Raw genomic sequence first — 20363 nt, forward strand, 5'->3', positions numbered from 1 at the left:
ACTTCGCCGCGCTCATGCGCGGAGAGGCCCCACGTCAACAGCCACGTCCAGGACGGTGTGCCACTGGGCGTCGTCGTTGTCCTCGACGGTCCCCCGGGCGCCGATGCCCGCGTTGTCGACGAGCACGTCGAGGCCTCCGAGGTCGGCGGCGGCCGAGGCGACCGCCTCCCGTACCGAGGCGTCGTCGCGGACGTCGGCGGCGTACGCGCGCAGCGGTTTCTCCACGCCGCCGGGATCGAGGTCGAGGACGGCGACCTCGGCGCCGCGTGCGGCGAGCAGGTCGGCTGTGGCGCGGCCGATCCCGGACGCGCCGCCGGTGACCAGCGCCTTGAGCCCCTCGAAGTCGGTCATGCGGGCTGCTCCCTCGTCCTGGCCGGGCGGGCGGGATCGGCGGCCCCACGGCGAGACGTGCACACGCCCGGCGCCGCAAAGCCTTACACCTTGGCAGACTTCCCGGACGCACATATCTTACAGCGCGTAAGAGTTAACCGGGCGCGAAGTGACAGGAGCACGATGACCACGGCGAACACCGGCGGCAGCAGCGGCAGCGGCAGTGACGACAGTTCCGCCTCCGCCAAGCCCCCCTTCGGCGACGACCCCAAGAAGTTCATCGCCGACTTCATCACGTCGTTCCACGAGGCGCTCCTGCGCGACGACGCGGCAGAGGACCCGGAGCGCGTCTTCGACCGTTTCCACACGCCGGACATCGTGCAGACCGCCGACGGGCACCGCATGGACCGGGCCAAGCTCATCGCGCACACCCGCCCCGTGCGCAAGACACGGCCCGGCAACCGGGTGGAGGTGCACGAGGCGCAGGCCGACGGCGACCGTCTCGCCGCCAGGTACACGTTGCACGTCGAGACCCGCAAGAAGTCGCTCGCCATCGAGGTGTACTTCTTCGGCCGGTTCGCCGCCGACGGCCGCATGCGCCGGTCGCACATGCTCACCCGCACGCTGGAGGAGGCCGCATGACCGAGCGCGTGTACGCCGTGACCGGCATGGCCTGCGGTCACTGCGCGCGGTTCGTCAGCGATGAGCTGAGGCTGGTCGCCGGCGTCACCTCCGTGGCGGTCGACGTCGACCGCGGCACGGTCGCGGTGACCAGCGAAGGCGCCCTCGACCTCGCGGACGTACGGGCCGCGGTCGAGGAGGCGGGCTACGAACTGGCGGCGGACCAGCCGTAGCCCACACACACGCCGGACGGTCGGGCTCAGCCCCTCGTCAACCGCAGCGTCACCAGTTCGAACGGCCGCAGCGTCACCGCGATCGCACCGCCCGTCCGCTCCGGGGCGGACGCGTCGGCCAGCGGCCGCTCCAGGAGGTCGGTCACCGTGACCGAGCCGACCTCGAAGCCCGCGGTCAGCGTGGCCCGCGCCCGGCCGCCGTACGCCTCGTGGAAGCGGACGACCACGTCCCCGCTGCCGTCGTCGGCGAGCTTGACGGCCGTGACGACGACCGCGTCGTTGTCGACGGTCACCAGCGGGGCCACCTCCGCGCCGCCGCGCACCCGCCGCTCGGGCAGGTTGACGCGGTAGCCCTCGCGCACCGCGTCGCCGATCGCCGCGCCCGGCACCAGCGCGTGCCGGAAGCGGTGCACGCCCTGGTCCGTCTCGGGGTCGGGGAAGCGCGGGGCGCGCAGCAGCGAGACACGTACGGTCGTGGTCGTGCCCGCGTCCTCGGCGCGGACCGCGCGGGTCACGTCATGGCCGTACGTCGAGTCGTTGACCAGCGCGACGCCCCAGCCCGGCTCCTCCATGTGCACGAAACGGTGGTTGCACGCCTCGAACTTGGCGGCCTCCCAGCTCGTGTTGGTGTGCGTGGGCCGGTAGAAGTGGCCGAACTGCGTCTCCGACGCGTACCGCTCCGCGTGGATGTCCAGCGGGAAGGCCAGTTTGAGGAACTTCTCCGTCTCGTGCCAGTCGACCTCGGTGTCGATGTCGAGCCGCCGGGCCCCGGGCGCCAGCGACAGGACCTGCGTCATGCGCGAGTCACCGAAGGTACGCACGATTTTGACCGAGGCTCCCTCCCCCGCCACGACCTCATCGGCCTTTGTGAGGTCCGTGACGGTGTTGCGGTAGAACTCGTCCACGTCCCAGGCGTCCCACATGTTCGGGAAGTCGGCGTGGATCTGCGGCAGGTTCGCCGCCGTGCCCGGCGCGACCGTCTCGCGGTCGGCCGTGATGTCGTACGCCGACACGACCAGGCCCTGTGCGTCGATCTCGACCCGCAGCAGGCCGTTGTCGAGGACGAAGCCGCCATCGGCGCGTGTGGCGATCGCGGACCGCCCGTCGAGCACCGCGGGCCGCGCGCCGCCCGCGGGCACGCCGTCACACGTGTGCGGCGTGGAGTTGAAGACCAGTTCGCCACCGCCCTCCCCGGCGAGGGCGCGCTGCGCCGCGTCGATGATGCCGTTCAGCTCCGCGGCGAGCGCCGCGTACGTCGCGCGGGCCTCGCGGTGCACCCAGGCGATGGACGAACCGGGCAGGATGTCGTGGAACTGGTGGAGCAGCACCGTCTTCCAGATGCGGTCCAACTCCTCGTAGGGGTACGCAAATTCAGCGCACCGGACGGCCGCCGTCGCGGCCCACAGCTCCGCCTCCCGCAACAGGTGCTCGCTGCGGCGGTTGCCCTGCTTGGTGCCCGCCTGACTGGTGAGGGTCGCGCGGTGCAGCTCCAGGTAGAGCTCGCCGACCCAGACAGGGGCGTTCGGGTACTCCGCCTCCGCCTTCTCGAAGAACTGCTCCGGCGTCTCCCACTGGACGGTCGCCGAACCTTCGAGGTCACGCAGGCGGGCGGCCTTCGCGATCATCTCGCGCGTGGTGCCGCCGCCTCCGTCGCCCCAGCCGGTGGGCGCCAGCGAGTGCCGGGCGACGCCCTTGTCCTTGAAGTTCTTCGCCGCGTGGGCGATCTCGCTGCCCTTCATCGAGCAGTTGTAGGTGTCGACGGGCGGGAAGTGCGTGAAGATCCGCGTGCCGTCGATGCCCTCCCAGTTGAAGGTGTGGTGCGGGAAGCGGTTGGTCTGCGACCACGAGATCTTCTGCGTGAGCAGCCGCTTGGAGCCGGCCGCCTTGATGATCTGCGGCAGTCCGGCGGCGAAGCCGAAGGTGTCGGGCAGCCACGCCTCGTCGTTCTCGACACCGAACTCGTCGAGGAAGAACCGCTTGCCGTGCACGAACTGACGGGCCATCGCCTCCGAGCCCGGCATGTTCGTGTCCGACTCCACCCACATGCCGCCCGCGGGCACGAACCGCCCGTCGGCGACCGCCTTCTTGACCTTGGCCCACACCTCGGGCCGGTGCTCCTTGATCCAGGCCCACTGCTGCGCCTGGGACATGGCGAAGACGAAGTCCGGCTCGTCCTCGATGAGCGCCGTCATGTTCGACGTCGTACGCGCCACCTTGCGCACCGTCTCGCGCAGCGGCCACAGCCAGGCGGAATCGATGTGGGCGTGGCCGACGGCGCTGATGCGGTGCGCGGAGGGCTCGGCGGGCGTCGACAGGACCCCTTCGAGCAGGGCCCGGGCCGCGGCGGCCGAACCGTTCACGTCCTGGAGGTCGACGGCGTCAAGGGCGCGGCCGACGGCGCGCACGATGTCGTAGCGCCGCCCGGAGTCCTCAGGCAGCTCCCGCATCAGTTCGTCGAGGACTTCGAGGTCGATGACGAGCTGCCACACCGTCTCGTCGAAGACGGCGAGGTCCATGCGCTCCAGCTTGTACTGGGGTTCGCTGCCCGCGGTCTCCTTGTCGCCCAACTGGGTGGGCAGGAAGGGATGGTAGTCGAGGATCACCGGGTTGGACGCCGCCTCGATGTGCAGGCGCACCTCTTCGCCGCCCTCGGCGGGCGCGGCGATCCGCACCCACTGGTTGCGGGGGTTCAGGCCCTTCAACGGGGTGCCGTCGGGGCGGTGGACGAGGCCCTCGCACTGGAAGCCCGGCATGTTCTCGTCGAAGCCGAGGTCGAGGATCGCCTCGACGGTCCGGCCCGCCCATTCCTTCGGCACCGTCCCGGTCACCCGGAACCAGCTGGTTCCCCACGGCGCGCCCCACCGCTCGCCGACGGCGGTCGGCGACGGCTCGGCGGCGAGCCCTTCGGCCACCGGCACGGGCTCGCCCGGCGCGTTCCACACCGCGACATCGAGCGGCACGGAGGCCGGATACACGGCGGGTCTGATGCGCTCGTCCAGAACGCGCTTGAGGCGGGCTTCGACCAGGGTGCGGTCGTCATGCATGAGAATCTCCCGGGGGTGGAAAAATGTGAGCCCGTCCGGCGATGGAGGACGAGCGCGCAGCGCGATCTGCGGAAGTCCTACCGGCCTAGTGGACCTCCTCCGGCGTCACCACTTCCGTGATGCCCCGCGCGGCGAGATGCTCCGCGTCGGCGCTCCGGCTCGCGAGGACGGCCGCCGGCCGGACACCGTCCTGCGTGAGGCGGGCGAACGCTTCGAAGACGGCGCCCCCGGGCGCGCACTCCGCGCGCCGCTCCATGGCGTCGTCCACGACCACCGCGGTGGTCCGGGGCACCGGCGCGTACGTACGGCCGCGCCACTCCTTGGCGGTACGGGCGACGGCCGCACCCGCGGGCTTGACCTGCCCATCGTTGGTCAACAGACCGAGGCTGTACTCCAGTTCGGGGAAATCCGCGAGGTCGCGCGAGACGTCGTGAGAGCACCACCACGTCACGCCCCAGACGTCCTGGCAGTCGAGCGCGGCCTCGATCGTCTCCTGCGTGAACGCGGCCGCGTGCTCGGCGGGGATCAGCGGTGCGGGCGCGCCGACCTCCTGGAGCCAGACGGGCCGGCGCGGGTCGAGCGCCCAGGCCTTGGAGAGCTCGATAAGGTACGCGGCGTGGGTGCGGGTGGCGGTGCCGGTGCGTCCGTGGCGCTGGGCGGTGCCGTTGAAGACCCAGGAGTGCACGGCGGTCACGGCGCCGAGCCGGGCGGCCTGCCCGGGGGTGAAGGGCTGGTCGGGCTGGTACCAGGCGGCGTCGTACTCGGCGTGCAGGTGGAGCTTGCCGGGGCACCCTCCTCGCAGGCCGCCAGTACCGTGCGCAGCCAGGTCTCGGCCTGCTCCTCGGTGACGCGGTCGGGGTCGGGGTGCGGCCCGGCGGAGAACTGGTTGATCTCGTTGCCGATGGTCATGCCGATGAAGTTGGGCCGGTCGGCGAGCGCGGCGGCGAGCGTCCGCAGGTAGGCGCTCTGCCCGGCGACGACGTCCGGGTCGGTGAAGAGGTTCCGCCGGTGCCAGGTCTGCGTCCAGGCGGGCAGGAAGTCGAAGCTGGACAGGTGGCCCTGGAGCCCGTCGACGTTGACGTCGAGGCCGCGCTCGGCGGCGGCGTCGGCGAGCTGGACGAGCTGCTCGACGGCGCGCGGACGGATGAAGGAGCGGTTGGGCTGGAAGTACGGCCAGATGGGGAAGACCCGGATGTGGTCGAGGCCGAGTGCGGCGAGCGCGTCGAGGTCGGTGCGCACGGCGTCGAGGTCGAAGTCGAGCCAGTGGTGGAACCACCCTTGGGCGGGCGTGTAGTTGGCGCCGAAGCGGGGCGCGCCCGAAGGCGGTGCGGGGGGCGATGCGAGAGGCAATGCGGGTCCTGGTTCCTCGTGGGTTCGGGGGGTGCCGTTCAGCCCTTCACCGCGCCTTCGCCGACGCCGCGGAAGAAGTACCGCTGGAGGCAGGCGAAGAGGACGATCAGCGGGAGCACGGCGATGACCGTGCCCGCGGCGACGAGGCGTTCGTCGTTGGCGAAGGTGCCGTGCAGGTAGTTCAGGCCGATGGTGAGGGTGAAGCGCTCGGGGTCGCTGAGCACGATCAGCGGCCACAGGAAGTCGTCCCAGGCGCCCATGAAGGCGAAGATCGCGACGACGGCGAGGGTGCCCTTGACGGCGGGCAGCGCGATCCGGACGAAGCGCTGCCAGACGTTCGCGCCGTCCACGAACGCGGCTTCCTCGATCTCGTAGGGCACGTTCAGGAAGGCGTTGCGCATCAGCAGGACGTTGAGCGCGGAGACACAGCCGGGCAGCAGCACACCGATGAGGGTGTTGTTCAGGCCCAGTTCCCGCATCGTCGTGAACTGGGCGATGATGATGCCCTCGACGGGCACCAGCATGGCCAGGATGAAGACGAGGGTGGCCGCCTTGCGGCCGCGGTAGCGCAGGCGCGCCAGGGCGTAGCCGGCGAGGGCGGCGCCCACGCAGTTGGTGACGACGTTGGCGGCGGCCACCTTCAGGGAGTTGAGGGCGTAGTCCCAGACGGGGATGGTGTCGGCGACCCGCTCGTAGTTGTGGAAGGTCGGGTCGGAGGGCAGGAACTTCGGCGGGGAGCTGAAGATGTCCTCGTGCGGCCCTTTCAGGGACGTGGACAGCTGCCAGAGGAACGGGCCGATCATCAACGCCAGTACGGCGAGCAGGAGTCCGTAGCGCAGGACGATCTCCCACACCGGCATCCGGCGGCCGTTCTCGTCGGTGATCCGTGGCCGACGGCGCTCACGCACGGTGCTCTTCGCGGTGCTCACGCGTCCTCCTTCCGGTCCGCCCGCAGCACGAGCAGCATGAGTGCGACGGTGACGGCGAAGACGACGACGGAGATGGCCGAGGCGTAGCCGACGCGTCCGGTCAGGCCGGTGCCCGTGCGCTGCACCAGCATCACCAGCGTGGTGTCCTCGCCCGCGGGCCCGCCGGTGGGCCCCGCCATCAGGTAGACCTCGGAGAACACCTTGAAGGCGGCGACCGAGGAGAGCGCGCCGACGAGCACCATGGTGGAGCGCACGGCGGGCACGGTGACGCTGAAGAAGCGGCGCACCGCTCCGGCGCCGTCGACCGCCGCGGCCTCGTGGAGCTCGCGCGGCACGTTGGCGAGGGCCGCGAGGTAGATGATCATGTAGTAGCCGAGGCCCTTCCAGACCGTGACGGCCATGGCGCTGAACAGCAGCAGCCACTGGTCGCTGAGGAAGCCGACCTTGCCGACACCGACCGCCTCCAACACCGCGTTGACCAGGCCGCGTTCGTCCAGCATCCACACCCAGATCAGGCCGACCACGACGATGGAGGCGACCACCGGGGTGTAGAAGGCGGACCGGAAGAAGGTGATGCCGGGGATGTGCTTCTGGACGAGCATCGCGAGGAGCAGCGGCAGCAGGACGAGCGCGGGGACGACCACGAGGACGTACAGCGTGCTGTTGCGCAGGCCGATCCAGAACATGTCGTCGTGCAGCAACTCCCGGAAGTTGGCGAGCCCCACGTACTCGCCGGGGATCAACGTCCTTTTGTCGGTGAAGGAGTTGTCGAGTGTGCTGACGAACGGATAGAGGATGAAGACGGCGACGACCGCGAGCCCCGGGGCGGCGAACAGCCAAGGACTGGCGGGCAGTTGACGCCTGATTTTGGCGGATCTCCGGGCGGCGGACCGGCCGTCGCCCGGAGAGGCGGCGGCGCGGCCCGCGCCCGGGGTGCTGGTGGCGGTACTGGTCTTCATGGCTGGCGTTCCCTGGTCATGGCTTCACGGCTCGGCACGGCACGGCGCGGCATGGTAGCGACGCGGCTCGGCACAGAACGGCGCTCAGCTCTGCTTCAGCAGCCGGTCGCAGCCCTTGACAGCGTTGTCAAGGGCTTCCTCGGGGCTCTCCTTGCCTTGCAGCGCCTTGGCGACGGAGTTGCGCAGCTCGACCTTCATCTGCTCGCTGAACAGCACGGGCGTGTAATTCACGGCGGTCTTGATGGACTTGGCGGCGGCGACGCGGACCCGGGTCTCCTCCTTGCCGTCCTGCTCGGTGAAGTACGGGTCGTCGAGGGAGCCCTGGGTGCTCGGGAAGATCGCGACCTGCTTGGCGAACTCCATCTGGTGCTTGGCGTCGGTGACGAAGTGCGCGAAGGCGACGGCGGCCGGCGTCTGCTTGGTGCGGGCGTTCACCATCACGCCCATCACGTACATGTTGTCCTTGCCGGTGTTGCTGATCTGCGGGGTGATGCCGATGTTCTTGTAGAGCTTCGGCGCGTCCTTCTTGAACTTCTCCAGGTCCAGCGCGCTGCCGGGGTTCATGGCGACGGCCTCGGTGAGGAATTTCTTGCCGGTGGACTCCGGCGTCGCGGTCAGGGCCTGCCCGTCCAGCGCCTTGGCGTCGTACAACTTCTTGTACTTGGTGAGGAGTTCGACGCCCTTGGCGTCGTTGAAGGTGAAGCCGGTGCCTTCCTTGTTCATCAGCGGCACGCCGTAGCGCCCGAAGTCCTCGATGGTGGGGACGTTGGCGAGTGTGGCGATCCTTCCGTCGCTCTTCTCGGCCAGCTGCAGCGCGTGGTCGAAGAGCTGGTCGTACGTCTTCGGGGGCTTGTTCTCGTCGAGGCCCGCGTCCTTGAAGAGGCGCTTGTTGTAGAAGAGGGGCCCGGTGTTCAGGTACCAGGGGAAGGCGTACGTCCCTTCCGTGCCCGGTATCCGGTGGCTCTTCCAGGCCCCGGGGAGGTACTCCTTCTCGTACTTGCCCGCGGCCTTGTCGAGGTCGAGCGCGAGGCCGGCCTTGGCGAGCGGGGCGACCAGGTCGGGCGAGACGTTCACGACGTCGGGCAGTGTGCCCGCGGCGGCATCGGCGCTGATCTTGTCGGCGTAGCCCTCGCCGGGCTGGTCGACCCACTTGACGTCGGTGCCGGGGTACTTGTCCTCGAACTCCGCGACGAGACCTTCGAAGTAGGGCTTGAAGTTCGCCTTCAGATTCCAGGTCTGGAAGGTGATCTTGCCTTCGATCTTGCCCGAAGCGTCCGTGGAACCGCCGCCGTCACCTCCGTCGCCACAGGCGCTCAGCGGCAGCAGGACAGCGAGGACGGCGCCCGCGGCGACCGCTCTGCGGGGAATACGGGAGATACGCACGGTGAAACGGCTCCTTTGCTCGGCCCAGCGTGAGACGGCGGTGACTGCGGCCGTCCGAGCCGGGCAATCCACGCCGAGGCCGACCCTGCATCCAACTGTGGCGGAAAGTCAATGGATTCGGGGAATCAAGAGCGAAGATCGCTCGCTCCGCCCACCAACACGCAGGTCAGGAGGGTGTGTTACGACTCTTGCGGCCGATGACTAATGCGCTTTAGAGTCAACGCGCTCAAGCGCTTTAGTGTGCGGCGCAAGGAAAGGGGCTACGGGTGCAAGGCAAGCGGTCACCGGCACGCCGGCCGACCATGAAGGACATCGCGCGCCGCGCCGGGGTCTCCGAGAGCGCCGTCTCCTTCGCGCTCAACGACCGGCCCGGCGTCTCCGCGATCACCCGCGACCGGGTGCGCAGGGTCGCGGAGCAGCTCGGCTGGCGGCCCAGCACGGCGGCGCGCGCCCTGTCGGGCGAGGGCTCGGCCACGGTCGGCCTGGTCGTGGCGCGGCCCGCGGCGACGCTGGGCGTCGACTCGTTCTTCCTCCAGCTCATCTCCGGCGTCCAGGAGGTGCTGGCCGAGCGCCACTTGGGGCTGCTCTTCCAGGTGGTGGAGGACGTGGCCGCCGAGTGCGCGGTCTACCGCCGCTGGTGGGCCGAGCACCGGGTGGACGGCGTACTGGTGGTCGACCCGCGCACGGACGATCCCCGGCCCGCGCTCCTGGACGAGCTGGGGCTGCCCGCCGTGGTGACGGGCGGCGTACCCGATCCGCAGGCGGGTCCGCCGGGTCTGTCCACAGTGTGGGCGGACGACGCGGGGGCGATGGCGTCGGTCGTCGGCCATCTGCACGCCCTCGGCCACCGCCGCATCGTGCACATCGCGGGCATGGAAGGGCTCGCGCACACCGAGCGCCGCATGCGCACCCTGCGCGCCGAGGCGGCGAGCCGTGGCCTGTCCGGGGTGCGTTCGGTGACGACCGACTACTCCGACGCGGAGGGCGCCGCCGCGACCCGCCGCGTGCTGGAGTCGGCCGAACCGCCGACGGCCCTGGTGTACGACAACGACGTGATGGCCGTGGCCGGGGTCGCCGCCGCGTCCTCCCTCGGCTTCGTCGTTCCGGACGATGTATCGGTCGTGGCCTGGGAGGACTCGGCGCTGTGCCGCATGGTGCACCCGTGGCTGACGGCCTTGTCGCGGGACACGGTGGCGTTCGGCCGCACGGCTGCCCGCGAGCTGCTCGCCCTCCTCGACGACGGGCCCGCGGCGACGGTCCAGGTGCCGCTGCCGCGGCTCATCGAGCGGGAGAGCACGGGGCCGGTACCGGACGTGTGAACGCGGCCCGGCGCTGGCATCCTGGAGTGCCCCTCGGCCGGGGCGCGTCATGCGCCCGGGCGCACCGGGCTCGCCGTCGGACCTGCGGGCGAGGAAGGTGAACGGGGGGGTACAGGCATGCCTCGCGCACGTCGGCGGAAGGACACGACGCATGGCGGACCATTTGCCCACCGTCGGTGTCGAGGAGGAGTACTTCCTCGTCGACGCCTCGCAGCGCACGGTGGTCGCGGCGGCACCCCGGGTCCTGGCGCGCGCCAAGCCGGTGCTCGCGGACCTGGTGACGGGTGAGGCGTCCCAGTATCAGGTGGAGGGCAAGACGCCGCCCTGCGGGACCCTGGGCGCGCTCCGGCACGCACTGCGGCGGGTGCGCTCCGCCGTCGTCGCGGCCGCGGCGGAGGAGGGCCTGCGTCCCCTCGCCTCCGGGACACCGCTCCTGGGCATGCGGACGCCGATGCCGCTCAACGGCGACCCGCACTACCTTCCCCAGTTCGAGATGTTCAGGTCCCTGTACGACACCTTCGTCTTCTGCGGGCTCCACGTACACGTCCAGGTCCCGGACCGGGAACATGCCGTCCTGGTCAGCAACCATCTGCGGCCGTGGCTGCCCGTCCTGGTGGCGCTGGCGGCGAACTCCCCCTTCTGGGAGGAACGGGACAGCGGTTACTGCAGTTGGCGGACCATGGGAGCCACGCGGTGGCCCGTGGCCGGTCCGCCGCCGTACTTCTCGTCGGCCGCGCACTACGACGCGCTGGCGGCCTCCCTCCAGGAGACCGGTGCGACCCGGGGCGAACGCTCGCTGTACTGGGACGTGCGTCCGTGCGCACACCTGCCCACGGTGGAGATCAGGGCGATGGACGTCCCCACGAGCATCGAGGAAGCGGCGGTCTTCGCCGTCCTCGTGCGGGCGCTGGTCGCCCGGGCGTTGGAACGAGTGCGCCGCGGCGACCCCGGGCCCGCCATGGACGACGCGCTGCTGCGCGCGGCGTACTGGCGGTGCGCCCGCGACGGTCTGACCGGCCACAGCCTCGATCCGCGGACCCACCGGCTGGTGCCGACCACCCTCCAGGTCCGCCGCCTTCTGGCGCACGCCCGGCCGGCTCTGGCCGAGCACCGTGAACTCCCGCGGGTCACGGCGGTCCTGCGGCATCTCGTCACGCACGGCGGCGGCGCCGAACGTCAGCGCTTCGTCCACGCCCGCGCGGGCAGCCTGCTCGACGTCGTCGACGACCTGGCCGCCCGCACGGCCGCGAGCCGGACCCCGGGCCCCGCGCGGAGGCCACGGCTGCCCGGCACCGAACAGACCGCGGCTACCTGACACCCCCGGGCGGGCCGGGCGGCCACGGCAGTGCGGCCAGAATCGGCAGGAGCGTCTCCTCCTCGTGGTCGAGATGGCGGGTCAACTCAGCGGACATGCGCGTCAGTTCCGCACGGAATCGCTCCGGGTCCGCGCTCCCGGCGTCCGCGTCCGAGAGGTGCGCGGCAAGTTCGTTCTGGATGCGGGCGATCGACCGGTGTTCCTCCGCGAGCCGGTCGAAGGTCTCGCGCAGCTCGGGGTGGTAATCGGCCATCGTCGGGAAGAGGTGGGCGTCCTCGCTGGTGTGGTGGAACGTCAGGGCGTCACAGAACGCCAGGCAGTGCTGGCGTATCTGTAGTCCCAGCCCCGGCTTCGGGGGTGCTCCCGGCCCCTGGTGCGCGGCGAGCGCGATGAAGTAGGCGTCGGTCTCGTCGCGTACGTGCTTGAGCTGGCCGCGCAGCCAGAGGTGGACCTGGAGCATCTTCTCCGCGAAGTTCCCGACGTCTTCGGCGATGGCGGCCTCGTGCGCGGGCCGCTCCAGGACGACGACGGGCAGGATCCGGCTGGTCCGCGCCTGATAGTCGCCGTATCCGGGTTCGGCCGCCGTGATCCGCGTGAAGAGCCGCTCACGCCGCTCCCCCTCCGCGGGGACGGCGATCGCCTGGAACTCCTCGGTGCCGAGCTCCACGCCGACCGTGGGGTGGGCGAGGACGTTGTGGTACCAGTCGGGGTGGCGCGGCCCGCCGAGGTCCGACCCGACGAGCAGGAGCAGGCCCCCCTCGCGGACGAAGCCGAGCGGGGTGGTGTGTTCCTTGCCGGACTTCGCTCCGGTGGTCGTGAGCAGGAGGAGGTCACCGCCCTCGAAGGGGCCGCCGACCTTGCCGCCGTTGGCGCGGAACTCCTCGATGACGGATTGGTTGAAGGATGTGGGCATGACGGTGTCAGGTCTCCGTACAGGGTGCTCGATACCGCGTCGTGCGCGGTGAAAGGTGCGGGAGAGCCACGCGCGAGAGGCGTGACCGGGGCGCGCAGAGGCGCGCGGTCAGGCAGAAGCCTGGGAGTGTGAACCGGGTGAACTCACGACGTGTCCATCGGCGACGTCCTTGAGTGAAGGTGCTCGCCCGATCGCCGACCTGCCCACTGCTCTTTGGTCGGCGCCACGCGGCACGAGCACCATTACAGTCACCCGCTCCCCCGTCTGTCAACGCGGCCCGCTGCCTCACACCTGTGAGCGATGGAGATCCGAGCGGTAGAGACCGAACTCGGCCATCCGCACGGTGCGCCGCGACCGTGTCACCCGCAACCGCCACCGCCGCGCGGTCACCGGGGCCGCCAGGAGCAGCACACGGCTCGCGCCGACGGTGTCGACCTCGGTCACGGTCCGCCAGCCGCCCCTGGTGCGGGCCTCGATGACCGCGTGCTCCAGCTGCCGGCCGTGCCGGATGTCCTCGGCCAGGCGGATCCGGTCGGCCTCGCGGGCCCGGCCGAGGTCGACGGTGGCGGTGCCCTCCTCGCGGTCGCGGCGGACGCGGGCACCGCGCGTGAGGTCCCGCGGCAGTTCGCGCCGGATCCGCTCGCGGAACTCGCGCAGCCGGGTCACGTCCGCTTCGGGCAGCCACCGCGCTTGTCGGGCGGGATGTTGAGGAGCAGGACGGAGTTGCGCCCGATGGACCGGAACCAGATGTCCGTCAACTGCTCGACACTCTTGGGCTGTTGTTCGCCTCGCGGCTGCCCTGGTCGGGCGCGTCGTACGTCAGGGCGTAGTCGACGCTGCCGTTGCCGAAGTCCTTGACGTTCGGTACCGAATCGGCCGGTACAACGCAGGCCCGGGTTCATGATCACGAACCGATATACTTGCATGCGCACAATGGCAGCGCATGCAACCGTCTACGTATGCAACAGTCGACGTACGCCGCACCCCTTCCGGGCCGTGGCCGCCGACGCCCGATCCGTCCACCCCCGAAAGGCCGCGACCTCCATGACGTACACGACCGTTCACGTCCCGATCTCCGGTGGCGACAGCGCAGTCGACTGCCTGGTCACCGGCTCGGGTCCGGCCCTGGTGCTGGTGCACGGCACCGGCGCCACCCCCGAGGGCAACTGGGGCCCGGTCATCGACGCCCTCAAGGACCGCTACACCCTCGTCGCCCCCACCCTGTCCGGTTCGGGCTCCACCACCGACGCCGGCGGCTCCTTGACGGTCGACGACCTGGTCGCCCAGGTCTTGGGGGCCGTGGACGCGGCGGGGCTCGACACCTTCCACCTGGCGGGGCACTCCCTGGGGGCCACGGTCGCGGCCGCGACCGCCGGGGCCCGTCCCGAGCGGATACGTTCCCTCTTCCTGCACGCGGGCTGGGCGGTGACCGACCCGTGGCAGGAGTTCCAGTTCGACCTGTGGCAGCGGCTGCTGCGCGTCGACAAGGACCTGTTCTCACGGGCGCTCCAGGTCACGGCGTTCGGCGCCAAGACGCTGGCCGGGCGCCGGATCGAGGACTTCGAGGAGAACGTGGCCGCGTGCAACGCGCTGTTCGACGCGGACGGCATGGCCCGGCAGTCCGAGCTGAACCTCCGGGTGGACATCACCGAGGAACTGGGCAGGATCACCGCCCCCACCCTGGTCGTGTCGGGCACCCAGGACCTGATCGTCCCGCCGCACCACCAAAGGGAGTTGGGGGCCGCCATCGCCGGCGCCCGGTTCCTGGAGCTGGACTGCGGCCACGCGCTGCCCTTCGAGCAGCCCGAGCTGTTCGCCCGTACCGTCACGGAGTTCGTGGAGGGGCAGCAGACAGCCACTTCATGACCTGGGGGTGGCCGCCCGGGACCCGGGGCCTGCCCAGCGGATCGTGCCGGACAGGCCCCGGGGCCGGGAGGGCTCAGCAGCGGACCGCTATGTCGATCACCTCGCGGTCCAGGTGATCCGATCCGCCGGTGTCGAGGCGCCAGGCGTCGCCCCGGTCGAGAGCGATGCGGTTGCGGCGCCGCACGACCGGGTCCTGGAGCAACGCGGCTGCCAGGCCGGGGTCGTTGTCGTACATCCGGTCCAACAGCTCGGGTCGTACGGAGCGCACGTTCACCCGCTCCAGGACCGCGAGCTTGGCCGTGGCCCCGCAAGCGGTACAGAGCACGAGGAGCCAGGCGTCGATCAGCTTGTGGTTGGCGTTGACACGGAACTTGCCGTCCGCCCGGAAGCGTTCCGAGGCGCAGGTGTCGCAACGGCGGAGGACGAGAGGCAGGCAGGTGGGCATGACCACCCAGTTTTTCAGCGCACAGAAGTGCACCGGTTTCAGTGAGAAGTCCGCAGCGAAAAGGAGCGCGGCGCGCATGCGCGACGCGCGACGATTCAGCGCTCGGGAGGTCTCACAGGGTGTACAACGGCACATCCTTGGTCAGGCGACTCGGTCCGGCAGCACGGTAGTGGCGTCCAGCGGCACCGATCCACTGATGTTCGAACCTGCGGACGGCTCGCCCGGATACGGGCTGATCATGGTGTCGAAGTAGCCGTCAGGGGCTTCTTCGAGGAAGTCCAGCAGATGGTCCAGGAAGTGGCGCAGCGGCGGTGTGGCGTTGTGCCGGTCCAGGTCCTCCTGGGAGCGCCAGACCTCGTACAGGAAGAGCCGGCCGTCGTCCTGCGCGTGCAGGTGGTACTCCAGGTTGCCCTCTTCCCGCCGGGTCGGCTCCACGAGGGAGGTGAGGAACTGCCGGACCTCGTCGGCCCGTTCGGGCCGGGGGCGCAGGAAACCGTAGAGGGAGATGGGTGCTTGTGTCGTCGTCATGAGGACGACGCTACGATCTCACATCCATGTGAGGTTCAAGTGCATGACGCGTGAGGTGTGCCACATGAAGATCGGCGAACTGGCCCGTGCGACAGGCGTGAGCGTGCGCCTGCTGCGCTACTACGAGGAACAGGGCCTGCTCGTCCCGTCCCGGACGGACGGCGGTCACCGGCACTACGCCGAGGGCGCGTTGACGACCGTCACGCGGATCCGGACACTACTGGCCGCGGGGCTCCCCACCCGGATCATCCGCGACCTCATGCCGTGCTTCCTCGGCGAGGGACCGGAGCTCGACACCTGCGTCCTGGAACACCTCCAGACGCACCTGTCCGAACTGGACACGCGCATCGCCGACCTGCAACAGGCGCGCACGTCGCTCCGCGGCCTCCTCGACACTTCGTCACGCGCCGCCCGCGCCGCCCGCGCCGAGGTGTCGCCCCGGTGAATTGCCCGGTCCCACAGGGGTACTTACGTGAGACGGCGACGGGGAGCGGACGGCCGTGGAGGGGACGGTCGTCCGCGCCGCAGCGGACACACCTGTGCCCCCGCCACAGGGCGGGGGCACGGGGCGAAGCGGACGACCGGCGGCGCCTGTCAGTCGATGCCCGGGAGGATGTGCGGCTCGGCGAGGTCGTCCTCGTAACCCGCCAGCCGGATGGGGGCCGCCTTGGCCCACGCCTCCAGGTTGCGGAGCTTGGGGGGCCTGCCGGCCCGCTCGCCGCCGCGTTCCGCCGGTCGCTTCTCGTGCTTCGTCAGTTCTGGTGTCACCGCGCACTCCTTTGGTGTCGCGTAACGGAAGGACAAGGGCAATTCGGTCGCGGTGGCGCCGGTATATGGCGGGACCGCAGCCGTGATTGCCGGCTTGTCCCCGGGGCGGCCGAGAGACGTTCGTGGATCTCTCGTGGCCACCCGCTCACCCCAGATTAACCAAATGAGCGCGCCCGCGCTCGATGGAATATCAAAACCGGGTAAATTCCGGACGACGGTGCCGGAGCGGACGCGGGCGTTCCGCGGGCCGAGCACGAGCACCGAGCACCGAGCACCGAGCACCGAGCACCGAGGCGTACTACCACTTGCCGGGCGCGTAGTCCTTCATGAAGACGCCGAACAGATCCTCGCCGGCCTGGCCGCGCACGATCGGGTCGTAGACGCGCGCCGCGCCGTCGACGAGGTCCAGAGGGGCGTGGAAGCCCTCCTCGGCCAGGCGCATCTTGTCGGGGTGCGGGCGCTCGTCGGTGATCCAGCCCGTGTCGACCGCGGTCATCAGGATGCGGTCCTTCTCGAACATCTCCTGCGCGCTGGTGCGCGTCAGCATGTTCAGGGCGGCCTTGGCCATGTTGGTGTGCGGGTGGCCCGCGCCCTTGTAGCCGCGGCCGAAGACGCCCTCCATGGCGGAGACGTTCACGACGTACGCGCGGCCGTCCTCGTGCGCCGCGGCGGCGGCGGCCATCGCGGAACGCAGGTGGCTGATGAGGATGAACGGCGCCGTCGAGTTGCACAGCTGGACTTCGAGCAGCTCGATCGGCCCGACCTCCTCGACGGTCTGGATCCAGCTGTTGGTGTCGTGCAGGTCGGGCACCAGGCCGCCCGCGTCGATCGCCGTACCTGCGGCGATGCGTTCCAGGGACGCCGAGCCCGTGACCAGCGCGAGGCCGGTGACGTCGTCGGCGGTCAGCGCGCCGCCCCCGGCGACCGGCAGCGCGGCCACGGCGCCGGAACCGAAGGTGCCGATCACCTCGGAGGCGGGCAGCTCACCGGCGGGCAGCGGGGCGGACTCGGCGGCGACCAGCTCGCTGTAGGCCTGCGGGGAACGGCGTACGGTCTGCGCGGCGTTGTTGATCAGTACGTCGAGGGGGCCCTCGGCGGCGACCGACTCGGCGAGGGCGACGACCTGGGCCGGGTCGCGCAGGTCGATGCCGACGATCTTCAGCCGGTGGATCCACTCGTCGCTGTCGGGCATGGCCTTGAAGCGACGGATCGCGTCGCTCGGGAAACGCGTGGTGATGGTGGTGTGCGCGCCGTCCCGCAGCAGCCGCAACGCGATGTACATGCCGATCTTGGCGCGGCCGCCGGTGAGCAGGGCGCGCTTGCCGGTCAGGTCGGTACGGGCGTCGCGGCGCGCGCGGTTCTCGGCGGCGCAGGCCTGGCAGAGCTGGTGGTAGAACGCGTCGACCTCGACGTACCGCGTCTTGCAGGTGTAGCAGGAGCGCGGGCGCTGGAGTATCCCCGCGATCTCTCCCTGCACCGAGGAGGAGGGCAGCACGCCCGCCGTCTCGTCGTCGATGCGGTCGGCGGAGCCGGTGGCGGTGGCCTCGGTGACCGCGCGGTCGTGGGCGGTCTTGGCGGCGCGGCGCTCCTGGCGGCGGCGCTGCTTGACCGTGCGGTAGATCCCGGCCGTCGCGCGGCGCACCGCGATCGCGTCGGGGTGGTCCACGTCCAGCTTGTCCAGCTCGTCGAGCACGCTGAGGCAGACGGCGAGGCGGTCCGGGTCGATGCCGGGGCCGTACGCGACGGTCCCCTCGTGGCTTTCGTCTGTCACCGTCATCGCCGCTGTCCTCGTGTCATTCGTGCCGCGGTCCGTCCGGTCGTCCGCGGAAGCTCTCAAAAGCGGAACTTTACGTAGCTCCAGGCCCCGCCACCAAACCCGTGCCCTCGCGCACACCGTCCTGTGTCCCGGCACACATCGCCACGAGGGTCTCGGTCTCGTCCCGCGCGCGCCACGCGAGGGCCCGCCTCCGCGTGAGAGACGGGCCCTGTGTGACGTGTGTGGCCCGGAAGCGAGCGACTCGGCCGGAAGCAGGCAGCTCCCCCGGAGTCGGAGCCGGGCGGCTCAGCGCGTGTCCGTCTCGCCGCCCGTGACGGCGATGACCTCGCCCACCGTGAAGCTGGAGTCGGCGTCGGAGGCCAGATAGACGTACGCGGGTGCGAGTTCCTCGGGCTGGGCCGGCCGCCCCAGCGGGGTCTCGCTGCCGACCTGGGACAGGCCGTCCCTCGGCATGTGCGGGTCGGCGGTGTTGAGGACCGTCCACACCGGGCCGGGCGCGACGACGTTCGCGCGAACGCCCTGCTTGGCCAGGTGCGGCGCGATCGACTTGGTGAACGTGATCAGCGCCGCCTTGGAAGCCGCGTAGTCGATCATGGTGGTGCTGCCCTTGAGGGCTTCCTCCGTGGCCGTGGCGATGATCGCGTCGCCGCCCTTGAGATGCGGCAGACAGGCCATGACCAGGTGGAAGTAGGCGTAGACGTTCGTCTTGAACGTCCGGTCCCAGTCCTCGGCCGTCAGCTGGTCGAGCTCCAGCTTGCTGTTCAGATAGGCGGCATTGTTCACCAGGATGTTCAGCTTGCCGAACTCGGCCACCGTGCGGGCCACGACGTCGCGGCAGAACTCGGCGTCGCGTACGTCGCCGGGCAGCAGGAGGCAGGCGCGGCCCGCGTTCTCGACGGCCTTGCGGGTCTCCTCCGCGTCCCGCTGCTCCTCGGGCAGGTGCACGATGGCGACGTCGGCGCCTTCGCGCGCGTAGAGCACGGCGACGGCCCTGCCGATGCCGGAGTCGCCGCCGGTGATCAGCGCGACCTTGTCGAGCAGCTTGCCCGCGGCCTTGTACTTCGCCGCCTCGTAGCGGGGCCGGGGCGTCATCTGGGCCTCGATGCCGGGCGGGTCGTGCTTCTCGCCGGGGAACGGAGGCGTCGGCTCTGACGTCACCTGCGGAGTGTCGTTCGGTTCGCCGGCGCGGGTGTCGTGCTGGCCCTGTGCCATGGGAAGGCCTCCTGCGGAAGTCGGGCATGGACGGCCGACCGCGTCGCGCACGACCGTCCAAGATCGTGACGCCCCGTCGGGTTCCCGCCGCCCCCGAGGACAAACAGGAGAAAACGCCACCGGACCGTGCGGGCGCAGTCATCGCCCGCTCACTCGACCCGCTGCCCCTTGCCCAGCGCGATCACCCCGCCCTTCGAGACCGTGTACAGCTCCTCGTCCCGTTCGGGGTTGACCCCGATGGTCGCGCCGGGCGGGACGTCGACGTTCTTGTCGAGGACGGCGCCGCGCACCACCGCGCCCCGCCCCACCCGTACGTTGTCGTGCAGCACCGCGCCCTGGACGACCGCCCCCTCCTCGATGGTCACGCCGGGCGAGAGGACGGAGCGGGTGACCTGGCCGCGGATGACGCAGCCGGGGCTCACGATCGACTCGCCCGCGATGCCGCCCGCGCAGAACTTGGCGGGCGGCAGTCCGCCGGAGTGCGTGTAGATCGGCCAGCGCCGGTTGTCCAGGTTGAAGACCGGGTGGTCGGAGATCAGGTCCATGTGGGCCTCGTAGTACGAGTCCAGGGTGCCGACGTCACGCCAGTAGCCGTGGTCGCGCGGGGTCTCGCCGGGCACGTGGTTGCCGTCGAAGTCGTACACCTGGGCCAGGCCGCGCTCGGTGAGCATGGGCAGGATCGAACCGCCCATGTCGTGCGCCGACTCGGCGTTCTCGGCGTCCTGCTGGAGGGTGTCGACGAGGGTCTTGGTGGTGAAGAGGTAGTTGCCCATCGAGGCGAAGACCTGGTTCGGGGCGTCCGGCAGGCCGGGCGGATCGGCGGGTTTCTCCAGGAAGCTCTCGACGCGCGTCCCGTCGCGCGCGGGCGTGATGACGCCGAACGACGACGCGTCGGCGCGCGGCACCCTGATCCCGGCGACGGTCACCGCGGCGCCGTTGTCGATGTGCTGCTGGAGCATCTGCCGCGGGTCCATGCGGTAGACGTGGTCGGCGCCGAACACCGCGATGTAGTCGGGCTGTTCGTCGTGGACGAGGTTGAGCGACTGGAGGATCGCGTCGGCGCTGCCCGAGTACCAGCGCGGGCCGAGGCGCTGCTGCGCGGGCACGGGTGTGACGTAGTTGCCGAGCAGGCTCGACATCCGCCAGGTCGTCGTCACATGCCGGTCCAGGGAGTGCGACTTGTACTGCGTCAGGACGCAGATGCGCAGGATGTCGCCGTTGACGAGGTTGGAGAGGACGAAGTCCACGAGGCGGTACGTCCCGCCGAACGTGACCGCAGGCTTGGCCCGGTCGGCGGTGAGCGGCATCATCCGCTTCCCCTCCCCGCCGGCGAGCACGATTCCGAGCACCGAAGGTCCACCGCGCATCCCA

At 70.5% G+C, this 20363-nt stretch carries 17 protein-coding genes and 3 pseudogenes; 6 read left to right on the forward strand and 14 right to left on the reverse strand.

The window, feature by feature from the left end:
- Positions 1-18 precede the first annotated feature (18 nt).
- Positions 19-351: pseudogene (locus ACOBQB_RS02750) on the reverse strand (SDR family NAD(P)-dependent oxidoreductase); the annotation flags it as partial.
- Positions 352-513: 162 nt separating this feature from the next.
- On the opposite strand from ACOBQB_RS02750, the gene ACOBQB_RS02755 reads away from it, so the two are divergent.
- Positions 514-972: a nuclear transport factor 2 family protein gene (locus tag ACOBQB_RS02755; RefSeq protein ID WP_423588473.1), complete on the forward strand. Its 459-nt coding sequence runs from the start codon at positions 514-516 to the stop codon at positions 970-972.
- Positions 969-1184 carry a heavy-metal-associated domain-containing protein gene (locus tag ACOBQB_RS02760; protein WP_423588475.1) on the forward strand — a complete coding sequence of 72 codons (216 nt, stop codon included), beginning with the start codon at positions 969-971 and terminating at the stop codon, positions 1182-1184. The genes ACOBQB_RS02755 and ACOBQB_RS02760 overlap by 4 nt, the downstream gene beginning before the upstream one ends.
- A gap of 26 nt (positions 1185-1210) precedes the next feature.
- On the opposite strand, the gene ACOBQB_RS02765 is transcribed toward ACOBQB_RS02760, so the two are convergent.
- From ACOBQB_RS02765 to ACOBQB_RS02785, 5 genes and pseudogenes are all read right to left on the reverse strand, one after another.
- Positions 1211-4228 carry a glycoside hydrolase family 38 C-terminal domain-containing protein gene (locus ACOBQB_RS02765; RefSeq protein WP_423588477.1) on the reverse strand — a complete coding sequence of 1006 codons (3018 nt, stop codon included), beginning with the start codon at positions 4226-4228 and terminating at the stop codon, positions 1211-1213.
- Between the two features lie 85 nt (positions 4229-4313).
- Positions 4314-5578, reverse strand: a pseudogene (locus ACOBQB_RS02770) (glycoside hydrolase 5 family protein).
- Positions 5579-5616: 38 nt separating this feature from the next.
- On the reverse strand, positions 5617-6507 hold the full coding sequence (locus tag ACOBQB_RS02775) for a carbohydrate ABC transporter permease (protein WP_423588478.1): 891 nt from the start codon (positions 6505-6507) through the stop codon (positions 5617-5619).
- On the reverse strand, positions 6504-7466 hold the full coding sequence (locus tag ACOBQB_RS02780; RefSeq protein WP_423588479.1) for a carbohydrate ABC transporter permease: 963 nt from the start codon (positions 7464-7466) through the stop codon (positions 6504-6506). Before ACOBQB_RS02780 ends, ACOBQB_RS02775 begins: the two co-directional genes overlap by 4 nt.
- Before the next feature lie 84 nt (positions 7467-7550).
- Positions 7551-8849 carry an extracellular solute-binding protein gene (locus tag ACOBQB_RS02785; RefSeq protein WP_423588480.1) on the reverse strand — a complete coding sequence of 433 codons (1299 nt, stop codon included), beginning with the start codon at positions 8847-8849 and terminating at the stop codon, positions 7551-7553.
- 302 nt (positions 8850-9151) lie between these two features.
- Between ACOBQB_RS02785 and ACOBQB_RS02790 the strand changes: the two genes are divergently transcribed.
- Together ACOBQB_RS02790 and ACOBQB_RS02795 are read left to right on the forward strand one after the other, a co-directional pair.
- Positions 9152-10168, forward strand: a complete 1017-nt coding sequence (locus ACOBQB_RS02790) for a LacI family DNA-binding transcriptional regulator (protein ID WP_423588482.1) — start codon at positions 9152-9154, stop codon at positions 10166-10168.
- A gap of 151 nt (positions 10169-10319) precedes the next feature.
- Positions 10320-11483, forward strand: a complete 1164-nt coding sequence (locus ACOBQB_RS02795) for a carboxylate-amine ligase (RefSeq protein WP_423588484.1) — start codon at positions 10320-10322, stop codon at positions 11481-11483.
- On the opposite strand, the gene ACOBQB_RS02800 is transcribed toward ACOBQB_RS02795, so the two are convergent.
- On the reverse strand, positions 11476-12396 hold the full coding sequence (locus tag ACOBQB_RS02800) for a nitroreductase/quinone reductase family protein (RefSeq protein ID WP_423588486.1): 921 nt from the start codon (positions 12394-12396) through the stop codon (positions 11476-11478). The two genes, ACOBQB_RS02795 and ACOBQB_RS02800, sit on opposite strands and share 8 nt — an antisense overlap.
- Positions 12397-12681: 285 nt before the next feature.
- Complete coding sequence (locus ACOBQB_RS02805) at positions 12682-13062, reverse strand: hypothetical protein (protein ID WP_423588488.1); 381 nt, start codon at positions 13060-13062, stop codon at positions 12682-12684.
- Between the two features lie 267 nt (positions 13063-13329).
- Here ACOBQB_RS02805 and ACOBQB_RS02810 point away from each other — a divergent pair, with 267 nt between their 5' ends.
- A complete protein-coding gene (locus ACOBQB_RS02810) occupies positions 13330-14262 on the forward strand; it encodes an alpha/beta fold hydrolase (RefSeq protein ID WP_423588490.1) in 933 nt (310 codons plus the stop codon).
- 79 nt (positions 14263-14341) lie between these two features.
- Here the strand turns inward: ACOBQB_RS02810 and ACOBQB_RS02815 are convergent.
- Both ACOBQB_RS02815 and ACOBQB_RS02820 read right to left on the reverse strand, forming a co-directional pair.
- Positions 14342-14707 (reverse strand): annotated as a pseudogene (locus ACOBQB_RS02815) (DUF1062 domain-containing protein); the annotation flags it as partial.
- Positions 14708-14848: 141 nt separating this feature from the next.
- Positions 14849-15235, reverse strand: a complete 387-nt coding sequence (locus ACOBQB_RS02820; protein ID WP_423588492.1) for a putative quinol monooxygenase — start codon at positions 15233-15235, stop codon at positions 14849-14851.
- A gap of 43 nt (positions 15236-15278) precedes the next feature.
- Between ACOBQB_RS02820 and ACOBQB_RS02825 the strand changes: the two genes are divergently transcribed.
- Entirely contained in the window at positions 15279-15680 is a 402-nt protein-coding gene (locus ACOBQB_RS02825; protein ID WP_423588494.1) for a MerR family transcriptional regulator, read from the forward strand.
- Between the two features lie 149 nt (positions 15681-15829).
- Here the strand turns inward: ACOBQB_RS02825 and ACOBQB_RS02830 are convergent, their stop codons facing one another.
- From ACOBQB_RS02830 to glgC, 4 genes are all read right to left on the reverse strand, one after another.
- Complete coding sequence (locus ACOBQB_RS02830; RefSeq protein WP_167515794.1) at positions 15830-16003, reverse strand: hypothetical protein; 174 nt, start codon at positions 16001-16003, stop codon at positions 15830-15832.
- A 298-nt stretch (positions 16004-16301) separates the two neighbouring features.
- A complete protein-coding gene (locus ACOBQB_RS02835; protein WP_423588496.1) occupies positions 16302-17780 on the reverse strand; it encodes an SDR family NAD(P)-dependent oxidoreductase in 1479 nt (492 codons plus the stop codon).
- A gap of 285 nt (positions 17781-18065) precedes the next feature.
- Positions 18066-18992, reverse strand: a complete 927-nt coding sequence (locus tag ACOBQB_RS02840) for an SDR family oxidoreductase (protein ID WP_423588498.1) — start codon at positions 18990-18992, stop codon at positions 18066-18068.
- Between the two features lie 149 nt (positions 18993-19141).
- Complete coding sequence (gene glgC / locus ACOBQB_RS02845; protein WP_423588500.1) at positions 19142-20359, reverse strand: glucose-1-phosphate adenylyltransferase; 1218 nt, start codon at positions 20357-20359, stop codon at positions 19142-19144.
- Positions 20360-20363: the final 4 nt, after the last annotated feature.

The sequence above is a fragment of the Streptomyces sp. G5(2025) genome, assembly GCF_049542075.1.
Classification (GTDB): Bacteria; Actinomycetota; Actinomycetes; order Streptomycetales; family Streptomycetaceae; genus Streptomyces.